This window comes from Microbacterium awajiense (assembly GCF_039536545.1).
GTDB lineage: Bacteria > Actinomycetota > Actinomycetes > Actinomycetales > Microbacteriaceae > Microbacterium > Microbacterium awajiense.
Genome location: NZ_BAAAYU010000001.1, coordinates 1,012,458 through 1,035,906, shown reverse-complemented (window position 1 = coordinate 1,035,906; position 23,449 = coordinate 1,012,458). Strand labels below are relative to the sequence as shown.

The 23,449-nt window shown below is 72.3% G+C and carries 28 protein-coding genes; 14 read left to right on the top strand and 14 right to left on the bottom strand.

The genetic code is table 11. The annotated features are described in order from the left end of the window. Window positions 1–10 precede the first annotated feature (10 nt). From ABD663_RS05170 to ABD663_RS05155, 4 genes are all read left to right on the top strand, one after another. Window positions 11–892: an LLM class flavin-dependent oxidoreductase gene (locus ABD663_RS05170; protein WP_344736808.1), complete on the top strand. Its 882-nt coding sequence runs from the start codon at window positions 11–13 to the stop codon at window positions 890–892. After that, complete coding sequence (locus ABD663_RS05165) at window positions 889–1,674, top strand: LLM class flavin-dependent oxidoreductase (RefSeq protein WP_344736807.1); 786 nt, start codon at window positions 889–891, stop codon at window positions 1,672–1,674. Before ABD663_RS05170 ends, ABD663_RS05165 begins: the two co-directional genes overlap by 4 nt. Window positions 1,675–1,757: 83 nt before the next feature. Continuing rightward, window positions 1,758–3,047, top strand: a complete 1,290-nt coding sequence (locus tag ABD663_RS05160) for a molybdopterin-dependent oxidoreductase (RefSeq protein WP_344736806.1) — start codon at window positions 1,758–1,760, stop codon at window positions 3,045–3,047. Further along, a complete protein-coding gene (locus tag ABD663_RS05155; protein WP_344736805.1) occupies window positions 3,044–3,505 on the top strand; it encodes a hypothetical protein in 462 nt (153 codons plus the stop codon). Before ABD663_RS05160 ends, ABD663_RS05155 begins: the two co-directional genes overlap by 4 nt. On the opposite strand, the gene ABD663_RS05150 is transcribed toward ABD663_RS05155, so the two are convergent. From ABD663_RS05150 to ABD663_RS05140, 3 genes are read right to left on the bottom strand one after another with little or no spacing between them, the layout of a single operon-like run. Beyond that, window positions 3,496–4,158: a class I SAM-dependent methyltransferase gene (locus ABD663_RS05150; protein WP_344736804.1), complete on the bottom strand. Its 663-nt coding sequence runs from the start codon at window positions 4,156–4,158 to the stop codon at window positions 3,496–3,498. The genes ABD663_RS05155 and ABD663_RS05150 overlap by 10 nt on opposite strands. Next, window positions 4,155–4,766, bottom strand: coding sequence for a TIGR04282 family arsenosugar biosynthesis glycosyltransferase (locus ABD663_RS05145; RefSeq protein WP_344736803.1), 612 nt, complete (start codon window positions 4,764–4,766; stop codon window positions 4,155–4,157). Before ABD663_RS05145 ends, ABD663_RS05150 begins: the two co-directional genes overlap by 4 nt. Beyond that, window positions 4,763–5,422: a glycosyltransferase family 2 protein gene (locus ABD663_RS05140; RefSeq protein WP_344736801.1), complete on the bottom strand. Its 660-nt coding sequence runs from the start codon at window positions 5,420–5,422 to the stop codon at window positions 4,763–4,765. Before ABD663_RS05140 ends, ABD663_RS05145 begins: the two co-directional genes overlap by 4 nt. 112 nt (window positions 5,423–5,534) lie before the next feature. Here ABD663_RS05140 and ABD663_RS05135 point away from each other — a divergent pair, with 112 nt between their 5' ends. Both ABD663_RS05135 and ABD663_RS05130 read left to right on the top strand, forming a co-directional pair. Then, on the top strand, window positions 5,535–6,275 hold the full coding sequence (locus ABD663_RS05135; RefSeq protein WP_425561756.1) for a response regulator transcription factor: 741 nt from the start codon (window positions 5,535–5,537) through the stop codon (window positions 6,273–6,275). After that, entirely contained in the window at window positions 6,262–7,440 is a 1,179-nt protein-coding gene (locus tag ABD663_RS05130; RefSeq protein WP_344736800.1) for a sensor histidine kinase, read from the top strand. Before ABD663_RS05135 ends, ABD663_RS05130 begins: the two co-directional genes overlap by 14 nt. Here the strand turns inward: ABD663_RS05130 and ABD663_RS05125 are convergent, their stop codons facing one another. From ABD663_RS05125 to ABD663_RS05105, 5 genes are read right to left on the bottom strand one after another with little or no spacing between them, the layout of a single operon-like run. Then, window positions 7,441–8,487: an NAD-dependent epimerase/dehydratase family protein gene (locus ABD663_RS05125; protein ID WP_344736798.1), complete on the bottom strand. Its 1,047-nt coding sequence runs from the start codon at window positions 8,485–8,487 to the stop codon at window positions 7,441–7,443. Beyond that, complete coding sequence (locus ABD663_RS05120; protein WP_344736797.1) at window positions 8,484–9,302, bottom strand: MTAP family purine nucleoside phosphorylase; 819 nt, start codon at window positions 9,300–9,302, stop codon at window positions 8,484–8,486. Before ABD663_RS05120 ends, ABD663_RS05125 begins: the two co-directional genes overlap by 4 nt. Before the next feature lie 46 nt (window positions 9,303–9,348). Continuing rightward, window positions 9,349–9,621, bottom strand: a complete 273-nt coding sequence (locus ABD663_RS05115; protein ID WP_344736796.1) for a DUF6510 family protein — start codon at window positions 9,619–9,621, stop codon at window positions 9,349–9,351. Continuing rightward, window positions 9,621–10,355, bottom strand: coding sequence for an FAD-binding oxidoreductase (locus ABD663_RS05110; RefSeq protein ID WP_344736795.1), 735 nt, complete (start codon window positions 10,353–10,355; stop codon window positions 9,621–9,623). The genes ABD663_RS05115 and ABD663_RS05110 overlap by 1 nt, the downstream gene beginning before the upstream one ends. Then, window positions 10,352–10,942: a molybdopterin-dependent oxidoreductase gene (locus ABD663_RS05105; protein WP_344736793.1), complete on the bottom strand. Its 591-nt coding sequence runs from the start codon at window positions 10,940–10,942 to the stop codon at window positions 10,352–10,354. Before ABD663_RS05105 ends, ABD663_RS05110 begins: the two co-directional genes overlap by 4 nt. Before the next feature lie 90 nt (window positions 10,943–11,032). Here ABD663_RS05105 and moaA point away from each other — a divergent pair, with 90 nt between their 5' ends. Together moaA and ABD663_RS05095 are read left to right on the top strand one after the other, a co-directional pair. Continuing rightward, on the top strand, window positions 11,033–12,100 hold the full coding sequence (gene moaA, locus ABD663_RS05100) for a GTP 3',8-cyclase MoaA (protein ID WP_344736792.1): 1,068 nt from the start codon (window positions 11,033–11,035) through the stop codon (window positions 12,098–12,100). Further along, complete coding sequence (locus tag ABD663_RS05095; RefSeq protein WP_344736791.1) at window positions 12,093–12,338, top strand: MoaD/ThiS family protein; 246 nt, start codon at window positions 12,093–12,095, stop codon at window positions 12,336–12,338. The genes moaA and ABD663_RS05095 overlap by 8 nt, the downstream gene beginning before the upstream one ends. Window positions 12,339–12,342: 4 nt before the next feature. On the opposite strand, the gene ABD663_RS05090 is transcribed toward ABD663_RS05095, so the two are convergent. Genes ABD663_RS05090 through ABD663_RS05080 form a run of 3 tightly spaced genes read right to left on the bottom strand, consistent with a single transcriptional unit; the run spans window position 12,343 to window position 14,852 of the window. Then, complete coding sequence (locus ABD663_RS05090) at window positions 12,343–12,783, bottom strand: molybdenum cofactor biosynthesis protein MoaE (RefSeq protein WP_344736790.1); 441 nt, start codon at window positions 12,781–12,783, stop codon at window positions 12,343–12,345. Beyond that, window positions 12,776–13,765 (bottom strand): bifunctional molybdenum cofactor biosynthesis protein MoaC/MoaB, encoded by a 990-nt coding sequence (gene moaCB, locus ABD663_RS05085; RefSeq protein WP_344736789.1) that lies wholly within the window; start codon window positions 13,763–13,765, stop codon window positions 12,776–12,778. Before moaCB ends, ABD663_RS05090 begins: the two co-directional genes overlap by 8 nt. 7 nt (window positions 13,766–13,772) lie before the next feature. After that, window positions 13,773–14,852 (bottom strand): ThiF family adenylyltransferase, encoded by a 1,080-nt coding sequence (locus ABD663_RS05080; protein ID WP_344736788.1) that lies wholly within the window; start codon window positions 14,850–14,852, stop codon window positions 13,773–13,775. A 177-nt stretch (window positions 14,853–15,029) separates the two neighbouring features. On the opposite strand from ABD663_RS05080, the gene ABD663_RS05075 reads away from it, so the two are divergent. The 6 genes from ABD663_RS05075 (at window position 15,030) to ABD663_RS05050 (ending at window position 20,076) form a co-directional block, all read left to right on the top strand. After that, window positions 15,030–15,443 carry a TOBE domain-containing protein gene (locus tag ABD663_RS05075; protein ID WP_344736787.1) on the top strand — a complete coding sequence of 138 codons (414 nt, stop codon included), beginning with the start codon at window positions 15,030–15,032 and terminating at the stop codon, window positions 15,441–15,443. 8 nt (window positions 15,444–15,451) lie between these two features. Continuing rightward, window positions 15,452–16,195, top strand: coding sequence for a molybdate ABC transporter substrate-binding protein (modA, locus tag ABD663_RS05070; protein ID WP_344736786.1), 744 nt, complete (start codon window positions 15,452–15,454; stop codon window positions 16,193–16,195). Further along, window positions 16,185–16,991, top strand: coding sequence for a molybdate ABC transporter permease subunit (modB, locus tag ABD663_RS05065; RefSeq protein ID WP_344736785.1), 807 nt, complete (start codon window positions 16,185–16,187; stop codon window positions 16,989–16,991). Before modA ends, modB begins: the two co-directional genes overlap by 11 nt. After that, window positions 16,988–17,713, top strand: a complete 726-nt coding sequence (locus ABD663_RS05060) for a sulfate/molybdate ABC transporter ATP-binding protein (RefSeq protein WP_344736784.1) — start codon at window positions 16,988–16,990, stop codon at window positions 17,711–17,713. The genes modB and ABD663_RS05060 overlap by 4 nt, the downstream gene beginning before the upstream one ends. Before the next feature lie 150 nt (window positions 17,714–17,863). After that, window positions 17,864–19,384, top strand: coding sequence for an ATP-dependent DNA ligase (locus tag ABD663_RS05055; RefSeq protein ID WP_344736942.1), 1,521 nt, complete (start codon window positions 17,864–17,866; stop codon window positions 19,382–19,384). After that, window positions 19,381–20,076 carry an NAD-dependent deacylase gene (locus ABD663_RS05050; RefSeq protein ID WP_344736783.1) on the top strand — a complete coding sequence of 232 codons (696 nt, stop codon included), beginning with the start codon at window positions 19,381–19,383 and terminating at the stop codon, window positions 20,074–20,076. The genes ABD663_RS05055 and ABD663_RS05050 overlap by 4 nt, the downstream gene beginning before the upstream one ends. 125 nt (window positions 20,077–20,201) lie before the next feature. Here the strand turns inward: ABD663_RS05050 and ABD663_RS05045 are convergent, their stop codons facing one another. From ABD663_RS05045 to ABD663_RS05035, 3 genes are all read right to left on the bottom strand, one after another. Next, window positions 20,202–21,476 carry a sugar ABC transporter permease gene (locus ABD663_RS05045; protein WP_344736782.1) on the bottom strand — a complete coding sequence of 425 codons (1,275 nt, stop codon included), beginning with the start codon at window positions 21,474–21,476 and terminating at the stop codon, window positions 20,202–20,204. Next, window positions 21,473–22,261 carry an ATP-binding cassette domain-containing protein gene (locus tag ABD663_RS05040; protein WP_344736781.1) on the bottom strand — a complete coding sequence of 263 codons (789 nt, stop codon included), beginning with the start codon at window positions 22,259–22,261 and terminating at the stop codon, window positions 21,473–21,475. The genes ABD663_RS05045 and ABD663_RS05040 overlap by 4 nt, the downstream gene beginning before the upstream one ends. 97 nt (window positions 22,262–22,358) lie before the next feature. Then, complete coding sequence (locus ABD663_RS05035; RefSeq protein ID WP_344736780.1) at window positions 22,359–23,444, bottom strand: substrate-binding domain-containing protein; 1,086 nt, start codon at window positions 23,442–23,444, stop codon at window positions 22,359–22,361. Between the last annotated feature and the right edge of the window lie 5 nt (window positions 23,445–23,449).

The window sequence follows — 23,449 nt, the reverse complement described above, 5'->3', positions numbered from 1 at the left end:
CAGTGGGCGTATGGCCCGCATCGGAGCGATCTTCAACCCCTACACCCACACTCTCGAGGAGTACCGCTCCGCGGTTGCGGCCGCGGAGCGGTCGGGGCTCACCGAGCTGTGGATCTGGGAGGACTGCTTCCGCCACTCCGCCTTCGGCGCGGCGGGCGCGGCGCTGGCGTGGACCCAGCGACTGCGCATCGGCATCGGCATCGCGCCCCTGCCGCTGCGCAACGTCGCCACCACGGCGATGGAGATCGCGACGCTCGAGCGGCTGTTCCCCGGGCGGCTGCTGCCCGGCGTGGGACACGGCGTCCTGCCGTGGATGGCGAAGATCGGCGGCCGCGCCGCGTCGCCGCTCACCCTCATGCGCGAGTACGTGCCCGCGCTGCGCTCGCTCCTGGCCGGTGAGGCCGTCACGACCAGGGGCCGCTACGTGACGCTCGACGACGTGCGGCTCGAGTGGCCGCCGACCACCGCACCCGCCGTCCTCGCCGCAGCGGAGGGACCCAAGACGCTCGCACTCAGCGGCGAGGTCGCCGACGGCAGCGTGCTCAACAGCGGCTATACGCCCGACGAGGTGGCCGGCTTCTGCGCGACGATCCGCGATGCCCGCCGAGCCGCCGGCCGCGAGGGTGCGCACGACATCGTCGCATACGTCGATGCCGCGTTCGGCGACGATCCCGAAGCGCTCGCTCGGGCGGCTCGGCCCGAGAAGCCCGACAGCATCGACCGCGGTGTGTGGGGCGACCCCTCACGCGTCGCCGCGGGCGTCAGCGCCTATCTCGACGCCGGTGTCGACGACGTCGTTCTGCTTCCGCCGACGCGCGTGGACCCGGCCGCGTTCTTCGACGCGACCGCGCAGGCCACGGAACTCGTCGCCGCACGCGGAGGCGCCGCGTGAGCGGTCCGTCCGTGGGCGCCGCGGTCTCGATCGGCATCGCCGCGGCCTCGCTCGAGCTCGACGACGTCGCCGTGCTCGCTCACCGGGTCGAGCAAGCGGGCTTCACCGCACTGTGGGTCAACGACACTCCGGACGCCGACGCTCTGGCGGTCCTCGCGTCCGCGGCGGCTGCGACCGCGCGGCTGAAGCTCGCGGTCGGCGCGATTCCGGTCGACCGGCGCCCGGCACCGGCGATCCTGGCGGACATCGCCCAGCTGGATCTCCCGACCGATCGCCTGACGATCGGCATCGGTGCGGGACGGATGCGGCGGGGAGCCCTTCAAGCGGTCTCGACCGCGGCGGCGCAGCTGCGAGCCGCGCTGCCGAGCCGGGTGGTGGTCGGCGCTCTCGGCCCCCGGATGCGTCGACTCGGCGCGATGGACGCCGACGGGGTGCTGCTCAGCTGGCTGACCCCCGAGATCGCCGCCGCGCAGGCGCGGAGCGCCCACGACCAGCGGGCGGGCGCCCACGCGGCGCTCTACGTGCGTGCCGCGGTCGACGACGACGCTCGCGGTCGCCTCGTCGACGAGGCCGCGAAGTACTCGCGCGTCCCCGCCTACGCGGCGAACTTCGGCGCGCTCGGCATCACGGCGCAGGACACGGTGATCCGACCAGAAAGGGCCGCCGACCGCCTGGCGGCCTACCGCGCGACCGTCGACGAGCTGGTGCTGCGGGCGGTGCCGGCGGATGACGGGCTCGACGCGCACCTCGCCTTCGTCAACGAGGTGCGTGACCTCGTGTGACGGCGGGCGTCCGCACTTCGTCACATCCCGGCCCCCCTCGCCGCTGCCGCTCGACCTAGAGTCGGGCACGGGAGGTGAGGGCCGTGCATCCAACCGCGCGATTGCAGCGTCTGCTGCATCAGGCGCGCGTGACGGTCGCCGCCCCGTCGCGGAACGCGCGCACGGCCGTCGTCATCGGGCGACTGCTCGCTCTCGGGTTCCTGATCTGCATGGTCACCGGCGTCTTCAGCCACTTCCACCAGGATCCGCTGCCGTGGATGGTCTTCCCGACCCGACCAGTCTGGCTCTACCAGTTCACGCAGGGCCTGCACGTGGTCACCGGAGTGGCATGCATCCCGCTGCTGCTCGCGAAGCTCTACGCGGTGTTCCCGCAACTGCTGCAGCATCCTCCCGTGCGCTCGGCCGCCCACCTCGTCGAGCGGGCCTCGATCGCCGTGTTCGTCGCCGCGTCGCTCATGCAGCTCGCGATCGGCCTGCTGAACACCTACCAGCTCTTCCCGGTGTTCGGCTTCTCGTTCCGTCTCGTCCACTATGCGCTCGCGTGGGTCGTGGTCGGGTCGCTGCTCATCCATATCGGCGTGAAGCTGCCGGTCATCGCGGCGCACTGGACGAAGCGTCGATCCGGATCGGCCGACGATGACGACGACGAACCGCCGTTGGACACGCCCGACGAACTGCAGCGGCTCACCGGCGTTCGCCCGACCGCGGGGATGACCGGTCGCCTGTTCGCGTGGATCGATCGGGCGCCCGCACCCGCCGGCGACGACCCTCGCGTGGCCACGAGCCGTCGCGCCTTCTTCGCGACCGTCGGCGCCTCGACGGCGGTGCTGGTGACCTTCACGGTCGGCCAGACGCTCGGTGCCCTGAACCCGGTGAACCTCTTCGCACCGCGCAAGCGCACGTTCGGCCCGCAGGCGCTCCCGGTCAACCGCACGGCGTCGGCCGCAGGCGTGCTCGACCTCGCCGTCGCCCCGGACTGGACGCTCACCGTCGCCCACGGCCAGACGCGGGAGGTGTTCCCGCTGTCGCGGCTGCGGGCGCTGCCGCAGCACGACGTCGTGCTGCCGATCGCGTGCGTTGAGGGATGGAGTCAGGATGCCGCCTGGCGGGGCCCGCGCGTGCGCGATCTGCTCGACGCGGTCGGCGCGCCGCCCGAGGCGACGGTGCGCATCACGAGCCTGCAGCAACGCGGCGGATTCGGGGTGACCGAGATGACGCCGGAATTCGTGCGCGACCCGCTCACTCTGGTGGCGCTCGAGCTCAACGGCGAGGTGCTCGACCTCGACCACGGCTATCCGGCGCGCATCATCGCTCCGGCGCGCCCCGGTGTGCTGCAGACGAAGTGGCTGAGTTCGATCGAGGTGATCGCATGACCGATCGCGATCGCGCCCCCGTCTGGGGGATGGCCGAGTCGCGCGTCGCACTCGTGGTCGTCGGCGTCGGACTGGCGATCGTCGGCGTCGTCGTCTTCGCCTCCGACGTGCGACCGTCGCAGTACCCGGCCATCGCGGCCTGGCTCATCGGCGCCCTGATCGTGCACGACGTGCTGATCGCCGGCACCATCGTGGCGGTCGCGGTGCTCTCGCGCCGCGCCCCGGTGCCGTACGGTGCGGTCCTCGTCGTGCAGGGAGCGCTCGCGGTCGCGGGCATCACCGCGCTCGTCGTCGTGCCCGAGATCGTGAAGAAGGCCATCGGCACCGCGAATCCGACGATCCTGCCGTTGGACTACGGTCTCAACCTCGCCGTCCTGCTCGGTGTCCTCACGATCGCCGCCGGCGTGGGCGTGCTGCTCCACCTGCGGCTCGCGCGGCGTGCCACCGCTCAGGACTGAAGCCGCAGCACCACGAAGTGCCGGGTTCCGTCGGCCCAGGCATCCGCCACGCGAAGGCGCACCGATCTCGCGACATGTGCGAGCACCGTCGAGCCGATCCGTGCCCACGGGAATGCGGCGCTCGCGGTGCCGTCTTCGCGGATCGCACGGTAGTGATCGCGCTCGTCGAGGTCGGGGTCGGCGTCGACCTCGACCACGATCGCCCCGTCGACGTCGAGCAGCCGGGCGCACCGCGCCAGCAGTGCGGCGGGGTCGCCCCCGATGCCGATGTTGCCGTCGAGCAGCAGCACCGCGTGCCACTGACCCTCCAGCGGCAGTCGATCGAAGACCGAACGATGAAGGACGGGCGTGCCGCCCTGCGCGGCGATCCGGACGGCCGCGGGCGACACGTCGATCCCGAGGCTCGGGATGCCGCGCTCGGCGGCGGCGCGCAGCATGCGCCCGGGGCCGCAGCCGACGTCGAGGAGCGGTCCATCGAGCCCGGCCAGCACGCGAAGGTCGGCGGCATCGGCCGGACCGTGCCAGACGGCGGCGTCGAGTTCCACACCGTGTTCCGCACCGACGCGGTGCAGGGCCAGGCGTCCACCGCCCTCGCCGAGGGTGAGCGCGTACGGCTCGTCGCCGCCCCCGCCGAAGGTCACGATGACGCTCATCCGGCTCGCACCCCCGCTGCGGCGACGGCACGTGCGAACCGCGAGTCCGGAACGAGCGCGGCGACCGATGCCGCATCGGCGGCGTCGTCGACATCGGTCAGCTCGCGCAGCATCCGCACCGTGAGGCCCGCGGCCCGCAGCGCGTGCCGCTGTCGCTCGCCGGAATCGTCGCGCGACATGGCAACACCGCGGATCGGCGCGCCGTCGGGGCGTCGCATGCCGATGGCCCAGAAGCCGCCGTCTGTCGCGAGTCCGAGCACGGCGTCGTCGTGATCGGGCGGCACGAGGTCGTCGACGGTCACCTGCGGCGAGTCCATGCCGATCAGCAGCGTCGGTTCGGTGAGCCTGTCGAAGACCGCGGCGAGCCGTTCGTCGAGACCGCCCGCACTCTGCGGGATCACTTCGAACCCCGCCGTGTCGACCGTGGACGCGTCGCCGTCGAAGTACAGGATGCGCCGCACGCCCGAGACGGCGCGCACCGTGTCGAGGGTGTCGGCGAGGCTCGCCGCGGCGATGCGGGCGGCATCGTCGGGCGAGAACGGGGGAGTGAGGCGGGTCTTCACCCGCCCCGGCCGGCACTCCTTCGCAATGACGACCACGGCGCTCACGGTCGCGCCTCTCTCATCACTCGGCGCATGTCGGTGATGGCGGTCGCCGTACCGCGCACGGTTCCCGTCACCTTGGAGCGGCCGGCTCGGGGAGCGTAGGGCACGTCGATCTCGACGATGTGCCAGCCGGCGGCGGCCGCGGTGAGCACCATCTCGAGTGGGTAGCCGCTGCGCCGATCGGTGAGCTCGAGACTCTGCAGTGCGGCGGTGCGTGCGACGCGCATCGGTCCGAGATCGCGCAGCCGAGAGCCGGTGATCCTCGAGATGCGGCGAGCGAGGTAGCGGTTCGCGAGACGGGCGTGGGCCGGCCAGGCGCCGCGGGTCGTCGGCACGCGACGGCCGAGCACGAGATCGGCCCCGCCATCGAGCATCGCCACCAGGCGGGGCAGCTCGGCCGGGTCGAGCGACGCATCGGCATCGCAGACGGCGACGATCGGCGCGGTCGCTGCGGCGACGCCGGCCGCGACCGCGGCACCGAAGCCGCGTCGGGACTCGGAGATCACCGTGGCGCCTGCGGCTCGGGCCACATCGGCCGAGCCGTCGACCGAGCCGTTGTCGACCACGATCGCGCGGTAGCCGTCGGGAAGACGCCCCAGCACCCACGGGAGCGCCTGCGCCTCGTCGAGCGTCGGCAGCACCAGATCGACAATTGCCATGAGCTGACGTTACGGGTTCGTGATGTCCGGGTGAACAGGGGAAGTGTTACGGATCGCGGACGCCATCTGTCAGGACGCCGTCTCGGACGGGTCTCGGACGTACGCTGAGGAGGTGATCGCGGAATCCGGGCGCGCCCTTGCGAACGAGGACCTCGTCGATCGCAAGGTGCTGGTCGTGGACGACGACCCGACGGTGTCGGAGGTCGTCACGGACTACCTGCGCACGGCGGGGTTCGTCGTCGAGCACGCTTCCGACGGGTTCGCCGCGATCGAGGCCGTGCAGCGGGGAGCCCCCGACATCGTGGTGCTCGACCGCATGCTTCCGGGCATCGACGGCAGCGAGGCATGTCGCCGCATCCGTGCCGCCGGTCCCACTCCGGTGATCCTGCTGACCGCGCTGGGCACCGAGGAGGACCGGATCCGCGGCCTCGAGGCGGGCGCCGACGACTACCTCACCAAGCCGTTCTCGCCGCGCGAGCTCGTGCTGCGCGTGCAGTCGGTGCTGCGCCGCTCGCTCGCCGAGCACGCTCCGCAGTCGCCGGTCGAGCGCGGGCCGTTCCGCGTGGATCCCGCCGCGCGCGTCGCGAAGCTCGACGGCGATGAGCTTGCGTTGACCGTGCGCGAGTTCGACCTTCTCGCGTTCTTCGTGCGGCATCCGAACCAGGCGTTCAGCCGCGAAGAGCTGCTCTCGTCCGTGTGGGGGTGGACGCACGGCGACCTGTCGACCGTGACCGTGCACGTGCGTCGCCTGCGCGAGAAGATCGAGCCGCAGCCCACCCGACCCCAGTGGCTGACGACGGTGTGGGGTGTCGGCTACCGCTTCGACCCGGGGGGCTCCGATGAGCTGGCCTGACCTGATGCAGGTCGCGCTGCTGTCGCTCGCGATCACACTCCTGGTCGGCGGCGCGGCTGTGCTCGTGCTGCTGGCGGTACGGCGCTCGTCGCTGGTCGTCCAGATGTGCGTGCTGGTCTTCGCCGCGCTGCTGTCGGTCACGCTCAGCATCGTGGGCGCCGCGCAGCTCATGTACCTCTCGGAGCACGACCTCACCGTCGCGCTCAACGTCGCGGCGATCTCGGGTGCCGTCTCGCTCGCCCTGTCGGCGGCCCTCGGCGCGGTCGTCGTGCGCAACGCGAAAGCGCTGTCACGCGCGGCGCGCCGCATCGGCGCGGGTGAGCGCGTCGACGCGGTCGCCGGTCAGTCCAGCGCGGAGTTCCGCGCGCTGGCCGACGAACTGGTCGCCACGAGCGCCAAGCTCGACCAGGCCCGCGAGTTGCAGCGCCGCGTCGAGGAGTCCCGCCGCGAACTGGTCGCGTGGATCGCGCACGATCTGCGCACCCCGCTCGCAGGCATCATGTCGATGGCGGAGGCGCTCGAGGACGACATGGCCGCCGATCCGCGCCGGTATCACCGGCAGATGCGCGAGCAGGTGTCCCGCCTGTCGGCCATGGTCGACGATCTCTTCGAGCTTTCGAAGATCGACTCGGGCACGCTGCGCCTCTCGCTCGAGGAGGTGTCGCTCTACGACGTCATCTCGGACACGGTCGCCGACCTGCGGCCGCTCTCGGCGGGGCGCGACATCCGCATCCGCTCCGAACTGGACGGCGACGCCGTCATCAGCGCCGATCCGCGTGAACTGTCGCGCGCCGTGTCGAACCTGCTGCTCAACGCCATCCAGCACACGCCCGACGGCTCGCCCATCACGGTCGCCGCGTCGGTGAGCGACTCGCGTGCCTCGATCGCGGTGATCGATTCCGGCGGCGGCATCGCCGAGGACGACCTGCACCGCGTCTTCGACCCGGGCTGGCGCGGGGCCGAAGCGCGCACGCCCTCGCACCACACCGCTGAGACCGGTTCGCTGCGCTCGAGCGGTGCAGGACTCGGACTCGCGATCGTGCGGGGGATCGCCGCGGCCCACAACGGCGACGTGACCGTCAGCAACGTGGCCGGGGGGTGCCGGTTCGAACTGCGCCTGCCGCGCCCCGCCACCCGTGGGGTCGACGACACCGTGCTGGCCTGATCAGCGCCGCAGCGGCGCGGTCGCCAACTCGCGCATCCCGTCCTCCAGGCCGATGCGGGCGCTCCACCCCAGCTCAGTCCGAGCGCGTGCGGACGACGCCGTGATGTGCCGCACGTCGGCGGCGCGGTAGCGGCCCGTCACAACCGGGTCGGGCCCGCCGGAGGCCGCGGCGAGCGCACGCGCGATGTCGAGCACGGTCGAGACGGTGCCCGAGCCCACGTTGAACGGACGGATGCCGCGTCGCCGGTCCGTCCACTCCAGCGCGGCCAGGTTCGCGGCGGCGACGTCGTCGACATGGACGAAGTCGCGGCGCTGGCCGCCGTCTTCGAACACCCGGGGTGCCTCTCCGCGCTCCAGAGCCGAGCGGAAGATCGCCGCCACCCCCGCGTAGGGGGTGTCGCGCGGCATCCCCGGGCCGTAGACATTGTGGTACCGCAGTGCGGCGACGCAGCCGCCGGTCTCGCGGGCCCACGCCGCGGCGAGCTGCTCCTGTGCGAGCTTGGTGATCGCGTACACGCTGCGCGGGTCGACCGGTGCGTCTTCGCCGACGAGCGCCGGGCGCAGCACCCCGCCGGTCTGGATGTCACGCGGCTCGAACATGCCGGCACGCAGGTCGTCCTCGCCGCGCGGGGCGGGTGCGCGGTCGCGACCGGCTTCGTCCACGTAACGCCCCTCTCCGTAGACGACCATCGACGACGACAGCACGAGACGGGATGTGCCCGCGGTCGCCATCGCCCGCAGCAGTGCTGCCGTGCCCACGACGTTGTCGCGGGCGTAGTCGGGGGCATCGTCGAAACCGGTCTCCATGCCGACCTTCGCGGCGAGGTGGCACACGGCGTCCACGCCGTCGAGGGCGTCGCCGACCGCGTCGGAGTCGGCGACATCGGCCCGTATCAACACGACGCCCTCGGGCAGCGCCGGCGGCTCGCGGTGAACGTGCGGACTGATCGTGTCGAGCACGCGCACGTCGATGCCGTCGGCGAGCGCCGCGGCGACGACGCGCGAGCCGATGAAGCCCGCGCCGCCCGTGATCAGCAGCCGGGTCACGGCGTCTCGGTGCGCAGTACGGCATCGACCGCCGCGCGATCGATGAGCTCACGGGGCGCGTAGTCGGCCGGCACCGCGGCGACGATCCGCTCGATCGCGGAGACCAGGCGCGGCCGGGCCTCATCGAGCCGTGCGAAGACGGCCTCGGCGGTCACCGCCTCGCCGGCATGGCTGCCGCTGTCGACATCGGTCACCACGCACAGGGCGATCGCATCGATGCCGATCTCTGCGGCCAGGGCCATCTCGGGGTAGAGCGTCATGTTGACGAGGTCGACTCCGGCGGCGCGGTTCATATCCGACTCGGCGCGCGTCGAGAAACGGGGCCCCGGGATCACCAGCACCGTCGCGCCGTCGACCAGTTCGGGTGCGGCGCCGAGCGCGAGCGCGCGCAGCGCCGGGGCGAAGGGGTCGGCGAACGGCAGGTGGCGCACGGTGTCGCCGTCGAAGAACGTGTCTTCGCGGTCGCGTGTGCGGTCGACGAGCTGGTCGGCGAGGGCGATCGTGCCCACCGGCAGCTGCTCGTTGAGCGAGCCGACCGCGGCCGTGCTCACGAGCACCCGGACGCCGAGGCGGGCCAGTGCCCACAGCATCGCACGGGCCGGGATGCGGTGCGGCGGCACGGAGTGCCCGGCACCGTGTCGCGGGAGGAAGGCCACCGTGGTGCCGGCGTACGCGCCGATGGTGATGTCGACGTCGGCCCCGAACGGCGTCACGATCCGCTGCGTGCGGGATGCCTCCGGATCGAGCAGCGAGTACAGTCCCGAGCCCCCGATCACGGCGATCGGAACGGGCGGAGGCGGTGTCGGCGGGGCCATGCCCTCCATCGAACACCCCGCAGCGTCGTTCGAGCCAGCGTCGAGATTACGGACCGATGATCGACGAGGGCCGCTCGACCGCGGCGACACCGGTCATGCTGAACCACGAGCGGCCGTCGGCGGCTTCGACGAAGACGGCGAGCACGCCGTCGCAGTGACCGCACCGCGCGACCTCGCCCATCCGCGTGGCGTACACCACCGCGCGCGCGATCTCGTCGATCGCGGCGCAGTGCAGACAGCGCGCGCGCGCCGAGGTGGCATCCCACCCGATCTGATCCGCCAGCCGGCCCGCCAGCGCATTCCCGTCGATCGGCTCCATCACGCTCCTCCGAATCTCTCGGTGCGCACGTCCGCGGGGTCATGCCCGGCGTCGACCAGCGCGGCGGCGATCGCCTCGACGAACGGCGTCGGCCCGCAGACGAACACGGCGGGCCGCTCCTGTGCCGCGAAGGTGCGCTCGGCGAGCACGGCCGGGGTGATGCGTCCGGGCGGCACCGGCCAGTCGGGCGGCGTCCGCCGCGTGTACACGTAGTCGATGCGGGGTCCGTCGGGGCCGAGCGCGTCGAGTTCCTCGCGGAAGAACACATCGTCGGGGCTTCGTGCCGAGTACAGCAGGCGGAACGGCGAGGCATCCGTCGACACGGCCCGTGCCGCGGCCATCGCGTACAGCGGAACCACGCCGGATCCACCCGCGATGAGCTGCACCGGTCGTGGCTCGGGGCCGGGGCGCCAGACGAAGAACGCTCCGAGCGGCCCGTGCACCTCGACGCGGTCGCCGACCTGCAGGTCGTGCACGAGGTAGGGCGAGACCTCGCCCGTCGGCACCTCGTCGACGGCGAGCACGATCCGATGCTCCCCGCCCGACGACGCGAGCGAGTACGACCGCGTCGCCTGGTAGCCGTCGGGCGCGCTCAGCCGGATGTCGACGTGCGCACCGGCGTCGTTGCCGGGCCACGTCGGCACGTCGAGCACGATGCGCCGCGCGGTGGCCGTCTCGGGGCGCACCTCGGCGACGGTCGCGACGTGCCACGCCGCGGGGCGGCGGCCGATCACCAGTAGCGCTCCTCCCGCCAGGGGTCGCCGTGAAGGTGGTATCCGTTCTGCTCCCAGAAACCCGGCTCGTCGCTGGGCATCAGGGTGATCCCGCGCACCCACTTGGCGCTCTTCCAGAAGTACAGATGCGGCACGAGCAGGCGGGCCGGTCCGCCGTGCTCGGGGTGCAGCGGCTCGCCGTCGGCCTCGAAGGCCACCCAGCTCTGCCCGTCGAGCAGATCCTCGAGCGGGACGTTCGTGGTGTAGCCGCCGTACGAATGCACCATGGCGAACTCGTGCTCGCTCTCGACCTCGGCGAAGATGCGGTCCAGCGACACTCCGCGCCACGGCATCTCGAGCTTCGACCAGTGCGTGACGCAGTGGATGTCGACCGTGACGTCCTCGATGCCCAGCGCCCGCAGTCCCTCCCAGTCCCAGCGGCGGTCGCCGTTCTCGGTGCGCACGACGAACTCCCATTCGTCGGTGTCGATCCGCGGCGTCGGACCGGCCGAGAGCACCGGCCAATCGGGGGCGAGGGTCTGCCCGGGCGGCAGGCGCGGGTCGCGTTCGCGGGAGCGACCGGTGAAGCCTCGGGTGATGAACGACATGGCGCCCCCCTCTGCGGATGCGCTCAGAGTAGCGCCGCGGGCCGTCGCTGTCACGCGTCCCGTCTGCCGGGGCGCGCGTAGGCTGGGGCCATGTCGACCCTGTCGCTCGGGATGCCGCGTGTGCGGCACGACCCGAAGACGATGCCGGATGCCGCGGGGCGCCCCGACACCGGCGAGCTGGTCGACCGCTTCGGCCGGATCGCGCGCGACCTGCGCGTGTCGATCACCGAGAAGTGCTCGCTTCGCTGCACCTACTGCATGCCCGAGGAGGGTCTGCCCTCGATCCCGCGCGATGACCTGCTCACGCCCGCCGAGATCGCACGACTCGTGGGCATCGCCGCACGTGATCTCGGTGTGCGCGAAGTGCGCTTCACGGGCGGTGAGCCGATCACCCGCGGCGACCTCGTCGAGATCGTGCGTCTGTCGCACGCGGCGGCACCTGCGGCGTCGCTGTCGATGACCACGAACGCGATCGGACTCGACCGACGGGCGGCGGCGCTGCGCGAGGCGGGCCTCTCGCGCGTCAACATCTCGCTCGACACGATCGACCGCGCGCACTTCGCCCACCTCACCCGACGCGATCGGCTTCCGGCCGTGCTCGCCGGGATCGACGCGGCGCTGCGAGAGGGACTCGGCCCGGTCAAGGTGAACGCCGTGCTCATGCGCGAGACGCTCGCCGACGCCCCTGCACTCGTGCGGTGGGCCGTCGCGCACGGAGTGAAGCCGCGGTTCATCGAGCAGATGCCCCTCGACGCCGACGCGGCGTGGGCGCGCGGCGAGATGGTGTCGGCCCGTGAGCTGCTCGACGTGCTCGGTGCCGAGTTCGACCTCGCCCCGGTCGGACGCGACGACCCTGCGGCGCCCGCCGAGGAGTGGCTCGTCGACGGCGGACCGGCAACGGTCGGCGTGATCGCATCGGTGACCCGTTCGTTCTGCGAGGCGTGCGATCGCACGCGCATCACCGCCGAGGGCACGGTCCGCGCGTGCCTGTTCAGCCACGAGGAGACCGATCTGCGCGGGATGCTGCGCGCCGGCGCCTCGGACGCCGAGCTCGCCGACCGCTGGCGCGCCGCGATGTGGGGCAAGCAGGCCGGTCACGGCATCGACAGCAGCGGGTTCACGCGCCCGGAGCGCTCGATGGGGGCCATCGGTGGCTGACGTGCGGGTGCGGTACTTCGCCGCCGCGGTCGATGCCGCCGGCATCCGCAGCGAGACCTTGGACGTCGAGCCGGCGACCGTCGGCACGCTGCGCCGTGTGCTGACCGAACGTCACGGCGCCGAGATGCAGCGCGTGCTCGCGTCGGGATCGGTGCTCGTCGGGGGAGTGGTGCGCCGCGGCGACGACGACGTGCTCGCGGCCGACGTCGACGTGCTGCCGCGGTTCTCGGGCGGCTGACGCTCTAGAGTCCCACCCATTCGGTGAGGCCGTCGTCGAGGTGCTGGCGCTTCCAGATCGGCACGCGCTCCTTGATGCGGTCGATCAGGTCGGCGATCGCGGCGAACGCCTCGGCGCGGTGCGGTGCGGCGACGACCGCGAGCAGCGCGATGTCGCCGATGCCCAGGGCGCCCACGCGGTGGACCGCCGCGATGCGCAGTCCGGTGCGGACGGCCGCTTCGTCGCACACCTCGCGGAGGAACCGTTCGGCATCGGGGTGGGCCTCGTAGTCGAGAGCCGACACGGACCGACCCCCGTCGTGGTCGCGCACGACCCCCGCGAAGGTGACCACCGCGCCGTCGGCGTCACTCGCGGCGAACGCCTCGGCGGCGTCGCGGTCGATCGGCCGGTCGGTCACGAGGGCGAGCACGCGTCGCGTCGTCGTGTCGTTGCGTGCGTCAGACATGGTCGCCTCCGCGCGCCTGTTCCAGGGCATGGTCGAGCAACGGTGCGAGCACGTCGAGCGCATCGGCGACGCCGCCGGGCGAACCGGGCAGATTGACGATGAGCGTGGTGCCGGCGAGGCCCGCGACGGCGCGGCTCAACGCGGCGGTCGGGGTCGCCGATCGTCCCGCAGCGCGGATGGCCTCGGCGATGCCCGGCAGCTCCCGCTGCACCAGGGCGCGGGTCGCCTCGGGCGTGCGGTCCTGCGGGTGGATGCCGGTGCCGCCCGTGGTGAGCACGACGGCGGGACGCTCGGCGACGATCGACGCCAGGGTGGCGGCGACATCGGCATCCGAGACCACGACGGGCTCGGCCGTGTCGAACCCGTGCCCGGTCAGCCAGTCGGCGATCACGGGACCGGTGCGGTCGGGTCGGGTGCCCGCGGCGGCGCGGGTCGACGACACCACGACGACGGCGCGGCGGTGGCTCTCTGCGGATTCGGGGGCGGGGGTGCCCGACGGCGCGGCATCCGTCTGTTCGCGCGTCCAGTGACCGTGCTTGCCGCCCGACTTCTCGATGAGTCGGATGCCGCCGGTCGTGGCGGCGGGATCGACGGCCTTCACCATGTCGTGCAGTGTCAATGCCGCGACCGCCACGGCGGTGAGCGCCTCCATCTCGGCGCCCGTCTTCGCGGTGACCGCGACGGTCGCCTCGACGAGGATCGCGGTGTCTTCGAACCCGAACTCGACGGTGACCGATTCGAGCGGCAGGATGTGCGCGAGCGGGATGAGCTCGCTCGTGCGCTTCGCGGCCTGGATGCCGGCGATCCGGGCCGTGGCGAGCACATCGGCCTTCGGCAGGTCATCGGCGCGCACCAGCCGCACCACCTCGGCGGTCGTGTCGAGCCGGCCCGCGGCCCGAGCGAGTCGGCGGGTGACGGGCTTGGCGCCGACGTCGACCATGCGCGCGCGGCCGTCGTCGTCGAGGTGGGTGAGTCCGCTCATGGTCCCATCAGTATCGCGGCACCGACGGGTCCACGTCGCGCGACCACGCGTCGATGCCGCCGGCCAGGTGGCGCGCGCGGGCGAAGCCGGAATGCCGCAGATGCGCCAGCGCCGCCTCGGAGCGCACGCCGTGATGACAGAGCACGACCGTGTCGGCGTCGGGATCGAGCTCGTCGATCCGCCTCGCGAGCTGCCCGAGCGGGATGTGCGTCGCGCCGGGAAGGGCGGCGATGGCGAGCTCCATCGGCTCGCGCACGTCGACCAGCACCGGGGGAGCGTCGGAGTCGAGCAGGGCGTCGAGCTCGGCTGCCGTCACGGTGTCGGACAGCCCGGCCGCCTGCGCGAGCCGTGCGGCGGGGGCGGGCGTCATGGTGCGGTCGGGGTCGCGGGCGAACTGCAGTTCATCGATCGTGCCGCGCAGACCGTCGTAGGCGAGCACCCGGCCGACGAGCGGCGCGCCGGCACCGGTGACGAGCTTGAGCGCCTCGGTCGCCATGAGGCCGCCGATCACGGTGCACACCGTCGGCGACACCCCCGCGATCTCACAGGTGTCGGCGTCGAGCGCGGGACCGCCGGGGAACAGGTCGCGGAAGTCCGCGTCGGCGACGGCGACTCCGACCTGCCCCGACCACCGCAGCGCCGATCCCCACACGAGGGGGATGCCTGCGGCGAGCGCCGCGTCGTTGGCGGCGAAACGGGTCGTCTCGACGTCGGAGCCGTCGATGAGCAGGTCGACGTCGTGCGGCAGCGGGGCATCCGGGCCGAACCGGACGACGACGGACTCGACCTCGGTGTCGGGCGACTGCCGTGCGATCGCGCGGGCCGCGGCATCCGCCTTCGGAGTGCCGATGTCGGCGGCGCTGAACAGCACCTGCCGGTGCAGGTTCGATTCGTCGACGGTGTCGTCGTCGATGACGGTGATGCGACCGACGCCGGCGCCCGCCAGCACGGGCAGCACGGCGTTGCCGAGCCCTCCCGCGCCGATGACGACGACGTGTGCCGAGGCGAGTCGTCGCTGGCCGTCGGGCCCGATGCCCGACAGCACGCGCTGGCGCGCGAAGCGGGGCGAGAGCGGGTCGACGGTCACCTGCCGATTCTCCCACCCGCTCGGCCCGCCGGCACCGCCCGCCCCCTCTGTCGAGCGGACATGATTGCCCGCGACACGCCGCGGAACGCGTGCATTCGTGTCCGCTCGACCGGGGGGCGACAGGGAGTGGGGCCGCGTATGCGGCTAGAGTGAAGGGATGCGGGCGCGGATGCGGGTATGAACGAATTCACGGTGCGGCAGGCGGCTGCCCTTCTCGGCATCAGCGACGACACGGTTCGGCGCTGGGGAGAGACGGGCCGCATCACCGTCATGCGCGGCGAGAACGGGCGGCAGACCGTCGCCGGGGCCGACCTCGTGGCCGTGCTGGCCGAGACGTCACCGCCGGTCGCGCTCGCCGACGAGTTCCCGCTCGCCGGCTCATCCAGCCGCAACCGGTTCGTCGGCCTGGTGACCGCGATCACCACAGACACCGTCATGGCGCAGGTCGACGTGCAGGCAGGACCCTTCCGCGCCGTTTCGCTGCTCAGCCGCGAGGCCGTCGACGACCTGGGACTGGAGGTCGGCATGCTGGTCGTCGCGACCGCGAAGGCCACCAACGTGGGCATCGAGCTGCCGGTCGCGCGCCCGTGAGTCGACGGATGCCGCTGCTGGCCGCGCTCGGCGCGGCGGTGCTGCTCGCGTCCGGCTGCGCGTCGGGCACGGCGCCCGCCGATCGGACCCTCACGGTCTTCGCCGCAGCATCCCTCACCGAGTCGTTCGAGCTGCTCGCCGCAGACTTCGAGCGCGACCACCCCGGCACCGCGGTCGTGCTGAACCTCGCCGGCAGCCCGGCGCTGGCGCAGCAGCTGGTGTCGGGCGCGCGGGCCGACGTCTTCGCCGCCGCGAGTGCCGACGCCGCGCAGGTCGTCGTCGACGCCGGCCTCGCGGAGGCCCCGATCGTCTTCGCCACCAACCGACTCGCGCTGGTCGTGCCCGCCGGCAATCCGGCCGACGTCGCGGGCCTCGACGATCTCGCGCGAGACGATCTCGCCGTCGCGCTGTGCGATCCGGTCGTGCCCTGCGGCGCGGCATCCGAGCGTGCCCTCTCGGTCGCGGGTGTCGATGCGCGCCCCGACACGCTCGAACAGGACGTGAAGGCCGTGCTCACCAAGGTCGTGCTCGGCGAGGCCGATGCCGGACTGGTGTACGTCACCGACGCCCGCGCCGCCGGCGACGAGGTGGCGACCATCGACGTGCCCGGCCTCGCCGACGAACGCACCAGCTACCCGGTGATGGCCCTGGCGGATGCCGCCGAGCCCGACCTGGCGGCGGCGTGGATCGCGCTGCTCGCGAGTGCGGAGGGCCGGGCGGTGCTGGCCGAGGCAGGTTTCGATGCGCCCTGAGCGTCGCGAGCGGCTGTCTCCCGTCGTCCTCGTTCTCGCCGGTCTCGGGCTGGCCCTGCTCGCCGTGCCGCCGATCGCGCTCGTGCTGCGCGCACCGTGGCCCGAGATGCCTGCGCTGCTGACGAGCTCGGCCGTGCTCGAGGCGCTGGCCCTGTCGGTCGTGACGGCCATCATCGCGACCGTGCTGTGCCTGGTGCTCGGGGTTCCCCTGGCCGTGCTGCTGACGCGAGCGGTGTCGTGGTCGGCCTGGGCGCGCCGTCCGCTGCGCGTCGCGGTGACCGTGCCGCTCGTGCTGCCGCCGGTGATCGGCGGCATCGCGCTGCTGTCGCTGCTCGGCCGTGGCGGACTGCTGGGGTCGATGCTGGCCGATCTCGGGGTCACCGTGCCGTACACGACCGGTGCCGTCGTCATCGCGCAGACCTTCGTGTCGCTGCCGTTCCTGGTGTTCGCCGTCGAGGGTGCGTTGCGCAGTTCTGCGCGGCGCGCCGAGCTCGCCGCGCAGACCCTGGGCGCGAGCCGCGGGCAGGTGTTCCGGTACGTGACGGTTCCCGTGATCGCACCGGGCCTGGCAGCGGGCGCGGTGCTGTGCTTCACGCGTGCGCTCGGCGAGTTCGGCGCCACCATCACGTTCGCCGGATCGCTGCCCGGCGTCACGCGCACGCTGCCGATCGCGAGCTATCTGGCGCTGCAGTCCGACCCGTCGGAGGCGATCGCGCTCGCGGTGATCCTGCTCGCCGTGTCGATCGTCGTGCTGCTCGCGCTGCGCGACCGATGGATGCCGGGGGTGGCACGATGACCGCGGGGCTGAGCATCGACCTCACCGCGCGACGCGGCGCGTTCACGACCACGGCCGCGTTCGAGGTGGCCCCGGGAGAGACGCTGGCGCTGGTCGGACCGAACGGGGCGGGCAAGTCGACCCTGCTCGCGGCGATCGCAGGCCTCATCGGCGTCGTCGACGGCCGCATCTCCACCGCCGGTCGTGTGCTGACCGACACCCGCCGCGGGATCGACCTGCCCGCGGCATCCCGACGCGTGGGGGTCGTCTTCCAGGATTACCTGCTCTTCGACCACCTCGACGTGCGCGACAACGTCGCCTTCGCCGGCCGGATGCGCGGGAGGTCGTGGACGGATGCCCGAGCCGCCGTGGCACCGCTGCTGGACCGGTTCGCGCTCGAGGACCTCGCCGAGCGCCTGCCCGGCACGCTCTCGGGCGGGCAGGCGCAGCGGGTCGCGCTGGCGCGAGCCCTCGCCGTCGACCCGGAGGTGCTGCTGCTGGACGAGCCGATGGCGGCACTGGACGTCGAGGTGCGCGCCGACGTGCGCGTCGACCTCACCCGGCACCTCGGCGGGTTCGGCGGCGCCACCGTGCTCGTCACCCACAGCACCGCCGACGTCGCCGCGCTTGCCGATGCCGTCGTCGTGCTCGAGAACGGGCGGGTGACCCAGACGGGCACGCTCGACGAGCTTCGCGCCGCCCCGGCCACCGCCTACGTGGAGCGTCTGCTGCGCGCGGGGTGACGCCGCGGATGCGCCGCGGATGCCGAATCGACACGTTCCGCGCGGGTCGATGCGTTCTGCACGCGCGCAAGCTGTCGACTCGCACGAGCCGTGTCGACTCGCGCGGGCGGCTCCGGGCCGGGTGTCGGTCGCCGGTGGCAGGATGGCGTCGTGCTCTTCGCCGAGGTCGCCCTCACCGCCGATCGGGTCGCCGCCACGTCGTCGCGGATCGGCAAGGTCGACGCGATCGCCGAGCTGTTGCGCAGACTCGGCTCCGATGAGATCGCTCCGGTCGTCGGGTTCCTCGTCGCGCGCCCGCGCCAGGGCCGGCTCGGCGTGGGCTGGCGGAGTCTCGCCGCCGCCGACGCCGGCGGCGCCTCCGAGCCCTCGCTCACCGTCGGCGAGGTCGACGCCGCGCTCGACGCGCTCGCGGCCGCCGGGGGAGAGGGCTCGGTCGCGGCGCGTCGCGCCGCCCTCGATGCCGTCGCCGCCCGGGCGACACCGTCCGAGTGGGATCTGCTCACGCGCGTGATCCTCGGCGAGCTGCGCACCGGCGCGCTCGAAGGCGTGCTGCTCGACGCGATCGCCCGCGCCGCCGACCGCGCCGGTCCGGCGGTGCGCCGCGCGGCCATGCTGTCGGGCGACCTCGGCGAGACAGCGCGCGTCGCGCTGACCGAGTCCGCCGACACGCTCGAGGCGGTGTCGCTGCGGGTGGGCACTCCGGTCCTGCCGATGCTCGCCGCCACCGCGGCATCGCCGGCGGACGCCGTCGCCGCGACGGGGGCGGCATCGGTGGAGTACAAGCTCGATGGTGCGCGCATCCAGGTGCACCGCGACGGCGACGACGTGCGGGTGTTCACGCGCGGGCTCGCCGACATCGCCCACCGGGTGCCCGAGATCGTCGCGCGCGTGCGCGAGCTGCCCGTCGACCGGGTGATCCTCGACGGCGAGACGCTCGCGATCGACGACGACGGGGCGCCGCGGCCGTTCCAGGACACGATGGCGCGCTTCGGCTCCGAGACGGAGGCGGCCGTCGCGCTGCATCCGTGGTTCTTCGACATCCTCCACGTCGACGGCCGTGACCTCATCGACGAACCGCTGACGGTGCGGCTCGACGTGCTCGACGCCGTGGTGGGCGGCATGCGGATTCCAGGCATCCTCACCGACGACCCCGACGCCGCCGACGCGTTCTCGCGCGACGCGCTGGCAGCCGGACACGAGGGGGTCATGGTCAAAGCCGCCGACTCGGTCTACGCGGCCGGTCGCCGCGGCAAGAGCTGGCTCAAGGTCAAGCCGGTGGTCACGGTCGATCTCGTCGTGCTCGCGGTCGAGTGGGGCTCGGGGCGGCGCACGGGAATGCTGTCGAACCTGCACCTCGGCGCCCGCGACCCCGACGGCCGCTTCGGCGAGCCGGGCGGGTTCGTCATGGCGGGCAAGACGTTCAAGGGGCTCACCGACGAGCTTCTGCGGTGGCAGACCGAGCACTTTCCGACCATCGAGACCCGCCGCACCGCGTACGCCGTGCACGTGCGACCCGAGACCGTCGTCGAGATCGCCATCGACGGCGTGCAGCGGTCGACCCGGTATCCCGGCGGCGTCGCGCTGCGGTTCGCGCGCGTGAAACGCTACCGCCCCGACAAGCAGGCGGACGATGCCGACACGATCGATCTGCTGCGGGGGATGCTGCGGTGACGCGCATCGTCGTGCTCATCGGTGCCGGCATCTCGGCCGAGAGCGGGGTGCCGACCTTCCGTGACGCCGGGGGACTGTGGGAGGGCCACGCCGTCGACGACGTCGCAAGCCCAGACGGGTTCGAACGCGACCCCGACACCGTGCTGCGGTTCTACGACGCGCGGCGGCGGGCGCTGGCATCCGTCGAGCCCAATGCCGCACACCGCGCGCTCGCACAGCTCGAGACCGAACGGGGCGACGATCTGCTGGTGGTGACCCAGAACGTCGACGACCTGCACGAGCGTGCCGGTTCGCGCAACCTGGTGCACATGCACGGCGAACTCGCACGCGCGCGGTGCACGGCGTGCGAGGCGCGGCCCGCATGGTCCGCCGACCTGCTCGACCGGCCGCCGTGCCCCGTGTGCGGCGAGCGGATGCTGCGCCCGGACGTGGTCTGGTTCGGTGAGATGCCCTACGGTCTCGACCGCATCGAGCAGGCCGTCGTCGCGTGCGACGTGTTCGTCTCGGTCGGCACGTCGGGTCAGGTCTACCCCGCGGCGGGGTATGCGGCGTTGGCGGCGGCGTTCGAGGCGCGCACCGTCGAGCTCAACCTCGAGTCGAGTGAGGGGCTCGTGCCCTTCGACGACGCGCGCACCGGGCCGGCGACCGTGCTGGTGCCCGCGTGGGTCGACGAGGTGCTGTCGACGTCGTAGGCATCTTCCGGGTGCCCGCACGCGAATCCGGCCCGCACCGTCGCTGCCCCTGACGGGGAGGACGACGCGGACCGGATCGTCGCGCGGAGCGACGGCGAGGGCCGGGTCTGCTGCGGCAGGCCGCGCTAGATGCGCATACCCCCGCCGGATCTCAGTCGCGAGAGGGCATCCACGGTGGCCGCGAGGATCAGCACACCGCCGGTGACCAGCAGGTTGATGCCGGCCGGCAGGCCCAGCAGGCCGAGTCCGTTGGTGATCGTGGCGATCACCAACGCGCCGATGGCCGCGTGCACGAGGCGGCCGCGGCCGCCGAACAGGCTGACACCCCCGACCACTGCGGCGGCGACGCCGCTCAGGACGATGTCGCGGCCGACCGTGGCATCCACCGACCCGACGCGCGCGACGCTGAACAGCGCCGACACGACGGCGAGGCTCGAGCAGATCACGAACGCCCACCACTTGATCCAGCGCACCTTGACACCCGAACGGCGAGCCGCTTCGGCGTTGCCGCCGATCGCGTAGATGTAGCGGCCGAACCGTGTGCGATCGAGCATGAATGTGCCGATCCACAGGATCACCAGAACGATCGGCACGATGATCGGCACGCCCTCGACCACGCCGACGGAGACGCCGCGATTCTGGTTCAGCAGGTACACCGCGATGCCGCCGAGGACGGCGATCACACCGAGCTTGATCCACACGAGCGACAGCGACCGATTCGGCACGCCGGCGCGTGCGCGCCGGGCGCGGTCCCAGAACGAGGTGCCCGCCGAGACCGCGAGCATGACGGCGAGCATGACCCAGCCGCCCCAGGTGGGCAGGTTGCCGTTCTGGATCGCGATGAGCTCGGGCACCTGCAGGCGGTAGAGGCCGCCGTCGCCGATGATGAGCAGCGCGAGACCCTGGAACCCGAGGAACAATCCCAAGGTGACCACGAACGACGGTATGCCCACTCTCGCGACGAAGAAGCCGATGAGCGCTCCGGTGGCCATGCCGAAGCCGAATCCGACCAGCAGCGCCAACGGCCACGGGATGCCGAACTGAGCGTTGAGCACGACGAACAGCGCCATCGCGACGCCTCCGGTGACGCCGGCCGACAGGTCGATCTCGCCGAGCAGCAGCACGAACACGAGGGCCATGCCGAGCATGACGAGCGTCGCCGCCTGGTTCAGCAGGTTCGCGAAGTTGCGCTCGGTGAGGAAGAAGGGGCTCAACACCGAGAATAGGATGCCGAGTACCACGAGCCCGCCGACGGCGGGCAGCGCCCCCATGTCGCCGCCGCGCACGCGCTGCCACCAGGCGTTCACCTGGTCGATGAGGCCGCCTTCGATGCCGCTGCCGATGAGGTCGCCGGCGACGGGGTCGGGGGATGCCTCGGTACGGGTTGCGTTGCTGCTCATGAGGGGTCTCCCGTCGCGATCGCCGAGGTGCCGATGTGCTCGATGCCGTCCATCGTCTTGGTGCCGGTGATGTAGCCGACGACGTCGTCGCGCGTGGTCTGCTCGGTGGGGATCTGCGCGACCATCTGGCCGAGGTAGAGCACGGCGATGTCGTCCGCCACCGCGAAGACGTCGGCGAGGTTGTGGCTGATGAGCACGACCGCGACCCCCTGGTCGGAGAGGCGGTCGACCAGATTCAGCACCTGTTCGGTCTGTGCGACGCCGAGGGCTGCAGTCGGCTCGTCGAGGATCACGACGCGGGCGTTCTTGAGCACCGCGCGGGCGATCGCCACGGTCTGGCGCTGGCCGCCCGACAGCGACGACACCTTCTGCCGCACCGACTTGACCGTGCGCACCGAGAGCGAGCGGAGGGTGTCGGATGCCTCCTTCTCCATGCGGCCCTCGTCGAACGTGCCGAACGAGAGTTCCTCGCGGCCGAGGAACATGTTCTGCACGATGTCGAGGTTGTCGCACAGGGCGAGGTCCTGGTACACGACCTCGATGCCGAGGTGCGCGGCATCCCGCGGGGCGTGCAGATCGCGGTGCTTGCCGTCGATCAGCACTTCGCCGGAGTCGTAGGGCTGCACGCCCGCGAGTCCTTTGATGAGCGTCGACTTGCCCGCACCGTTGTCGCCGACGAGCGCGGTGACCTTGCCGGGGCGGACCTTGAGATTCACCCCCTTGAGCACGCTCACCGGTCCGAAGGACTTCTTGACGTTGACCAGTTCGATGATCGGCTCTGACATATCGCCTCCTCGCGATCGGTCCATGATCCACCCGCTGTCGTCCACATCGCGGGGGCGCCGCGCCCATCAGGACGCGGCGCCCCCGGAGTGCGGATCATCAGGGAGCGGTGACCCCGTACTCCTCGCACGCATCGATGACATCCGGCGTGCAGACGTCGTCGTACGCCGCGTCGCCGGCGGCGACGACCTGGTTGACCTCGTCGGGGCCGACCAGGATCGGGGTGACCTGCACGTACGGCGTGCCGTCGTCGAGAGTCGCGTCGGTCGAGACCTCCTCGCCGTTGAGCAGCGCGATCGCCGTCTCGACGGCGGCGGCGGCCTCATCGGCGACCGGCTTGTAGACCGTGGCGGTCTGCCAGCCGAGCAGGATGTTCTGCAGGCCCGCGACGTTCGCGTCCTGGCCCGAGACCGCGACGCCCTCGAGGTTGTTGTCCTGCAGCACCTTGATGACACCGGCCGCGTTGGTGTCGTTGGCGACCCAGACGCCGTCGACCTTGCCGTCGAGCGAGGTCAGCGCCTGCTCGAAGTTGGTCTGAGACTTGGCCTGGTCCCACACCCCCGGGGGCTCGGCCGCGGCGGTGATGCCGGCCTCTTCCATGACCTCGACCGCGCCCTGCTTGAACATGGCCGCGTTGCCATCGGTCGGGTCGCCGCCCATGTAGACCACGACCGCGGTGGCCGGGTCCTTGCCGGCGGCCTCGAGTCCGTCGAGCACCGTCTGCCCCTCGAGGCGGCCGACCTCGACGTTGTCGAACGACACGTAGTAGTCGGCGCCGGTGAACGGCCGGTCGTAGGCGATCACCGGGATGCCCTCGGCCTTGGCCTTCGCTGCGACGGCCTCGGCCGCGCCCTGGTAGTCGACCAACAGCATGACGCCACAGCCCTGGGTGAGCTGCTGGTCGGCGATCGTCGAGTACTTGTTGACGTCGCCCTGGGCGTTCTGGATGTCGACCTCGAACCCAGCGCCCTCCAGGCCCTCCTGAAGGTACTTGCGGTCGAAGTTCTCCCAGCGCGGCGAGGATGCGGCGTCGGGCAGGATCACGCACGCGCGACCGGCTGCCTCACCTCCGCCACCATCGCCGCCGTCGGTCGGAGTTCCCCCACTGGAGCCGGCGCAGCCGGCCAGAAGGACGGCCGCGGCAGCGCTGATTCCTGCCACGGCCAGAAGTGAAGACTTCTTCATCGTTC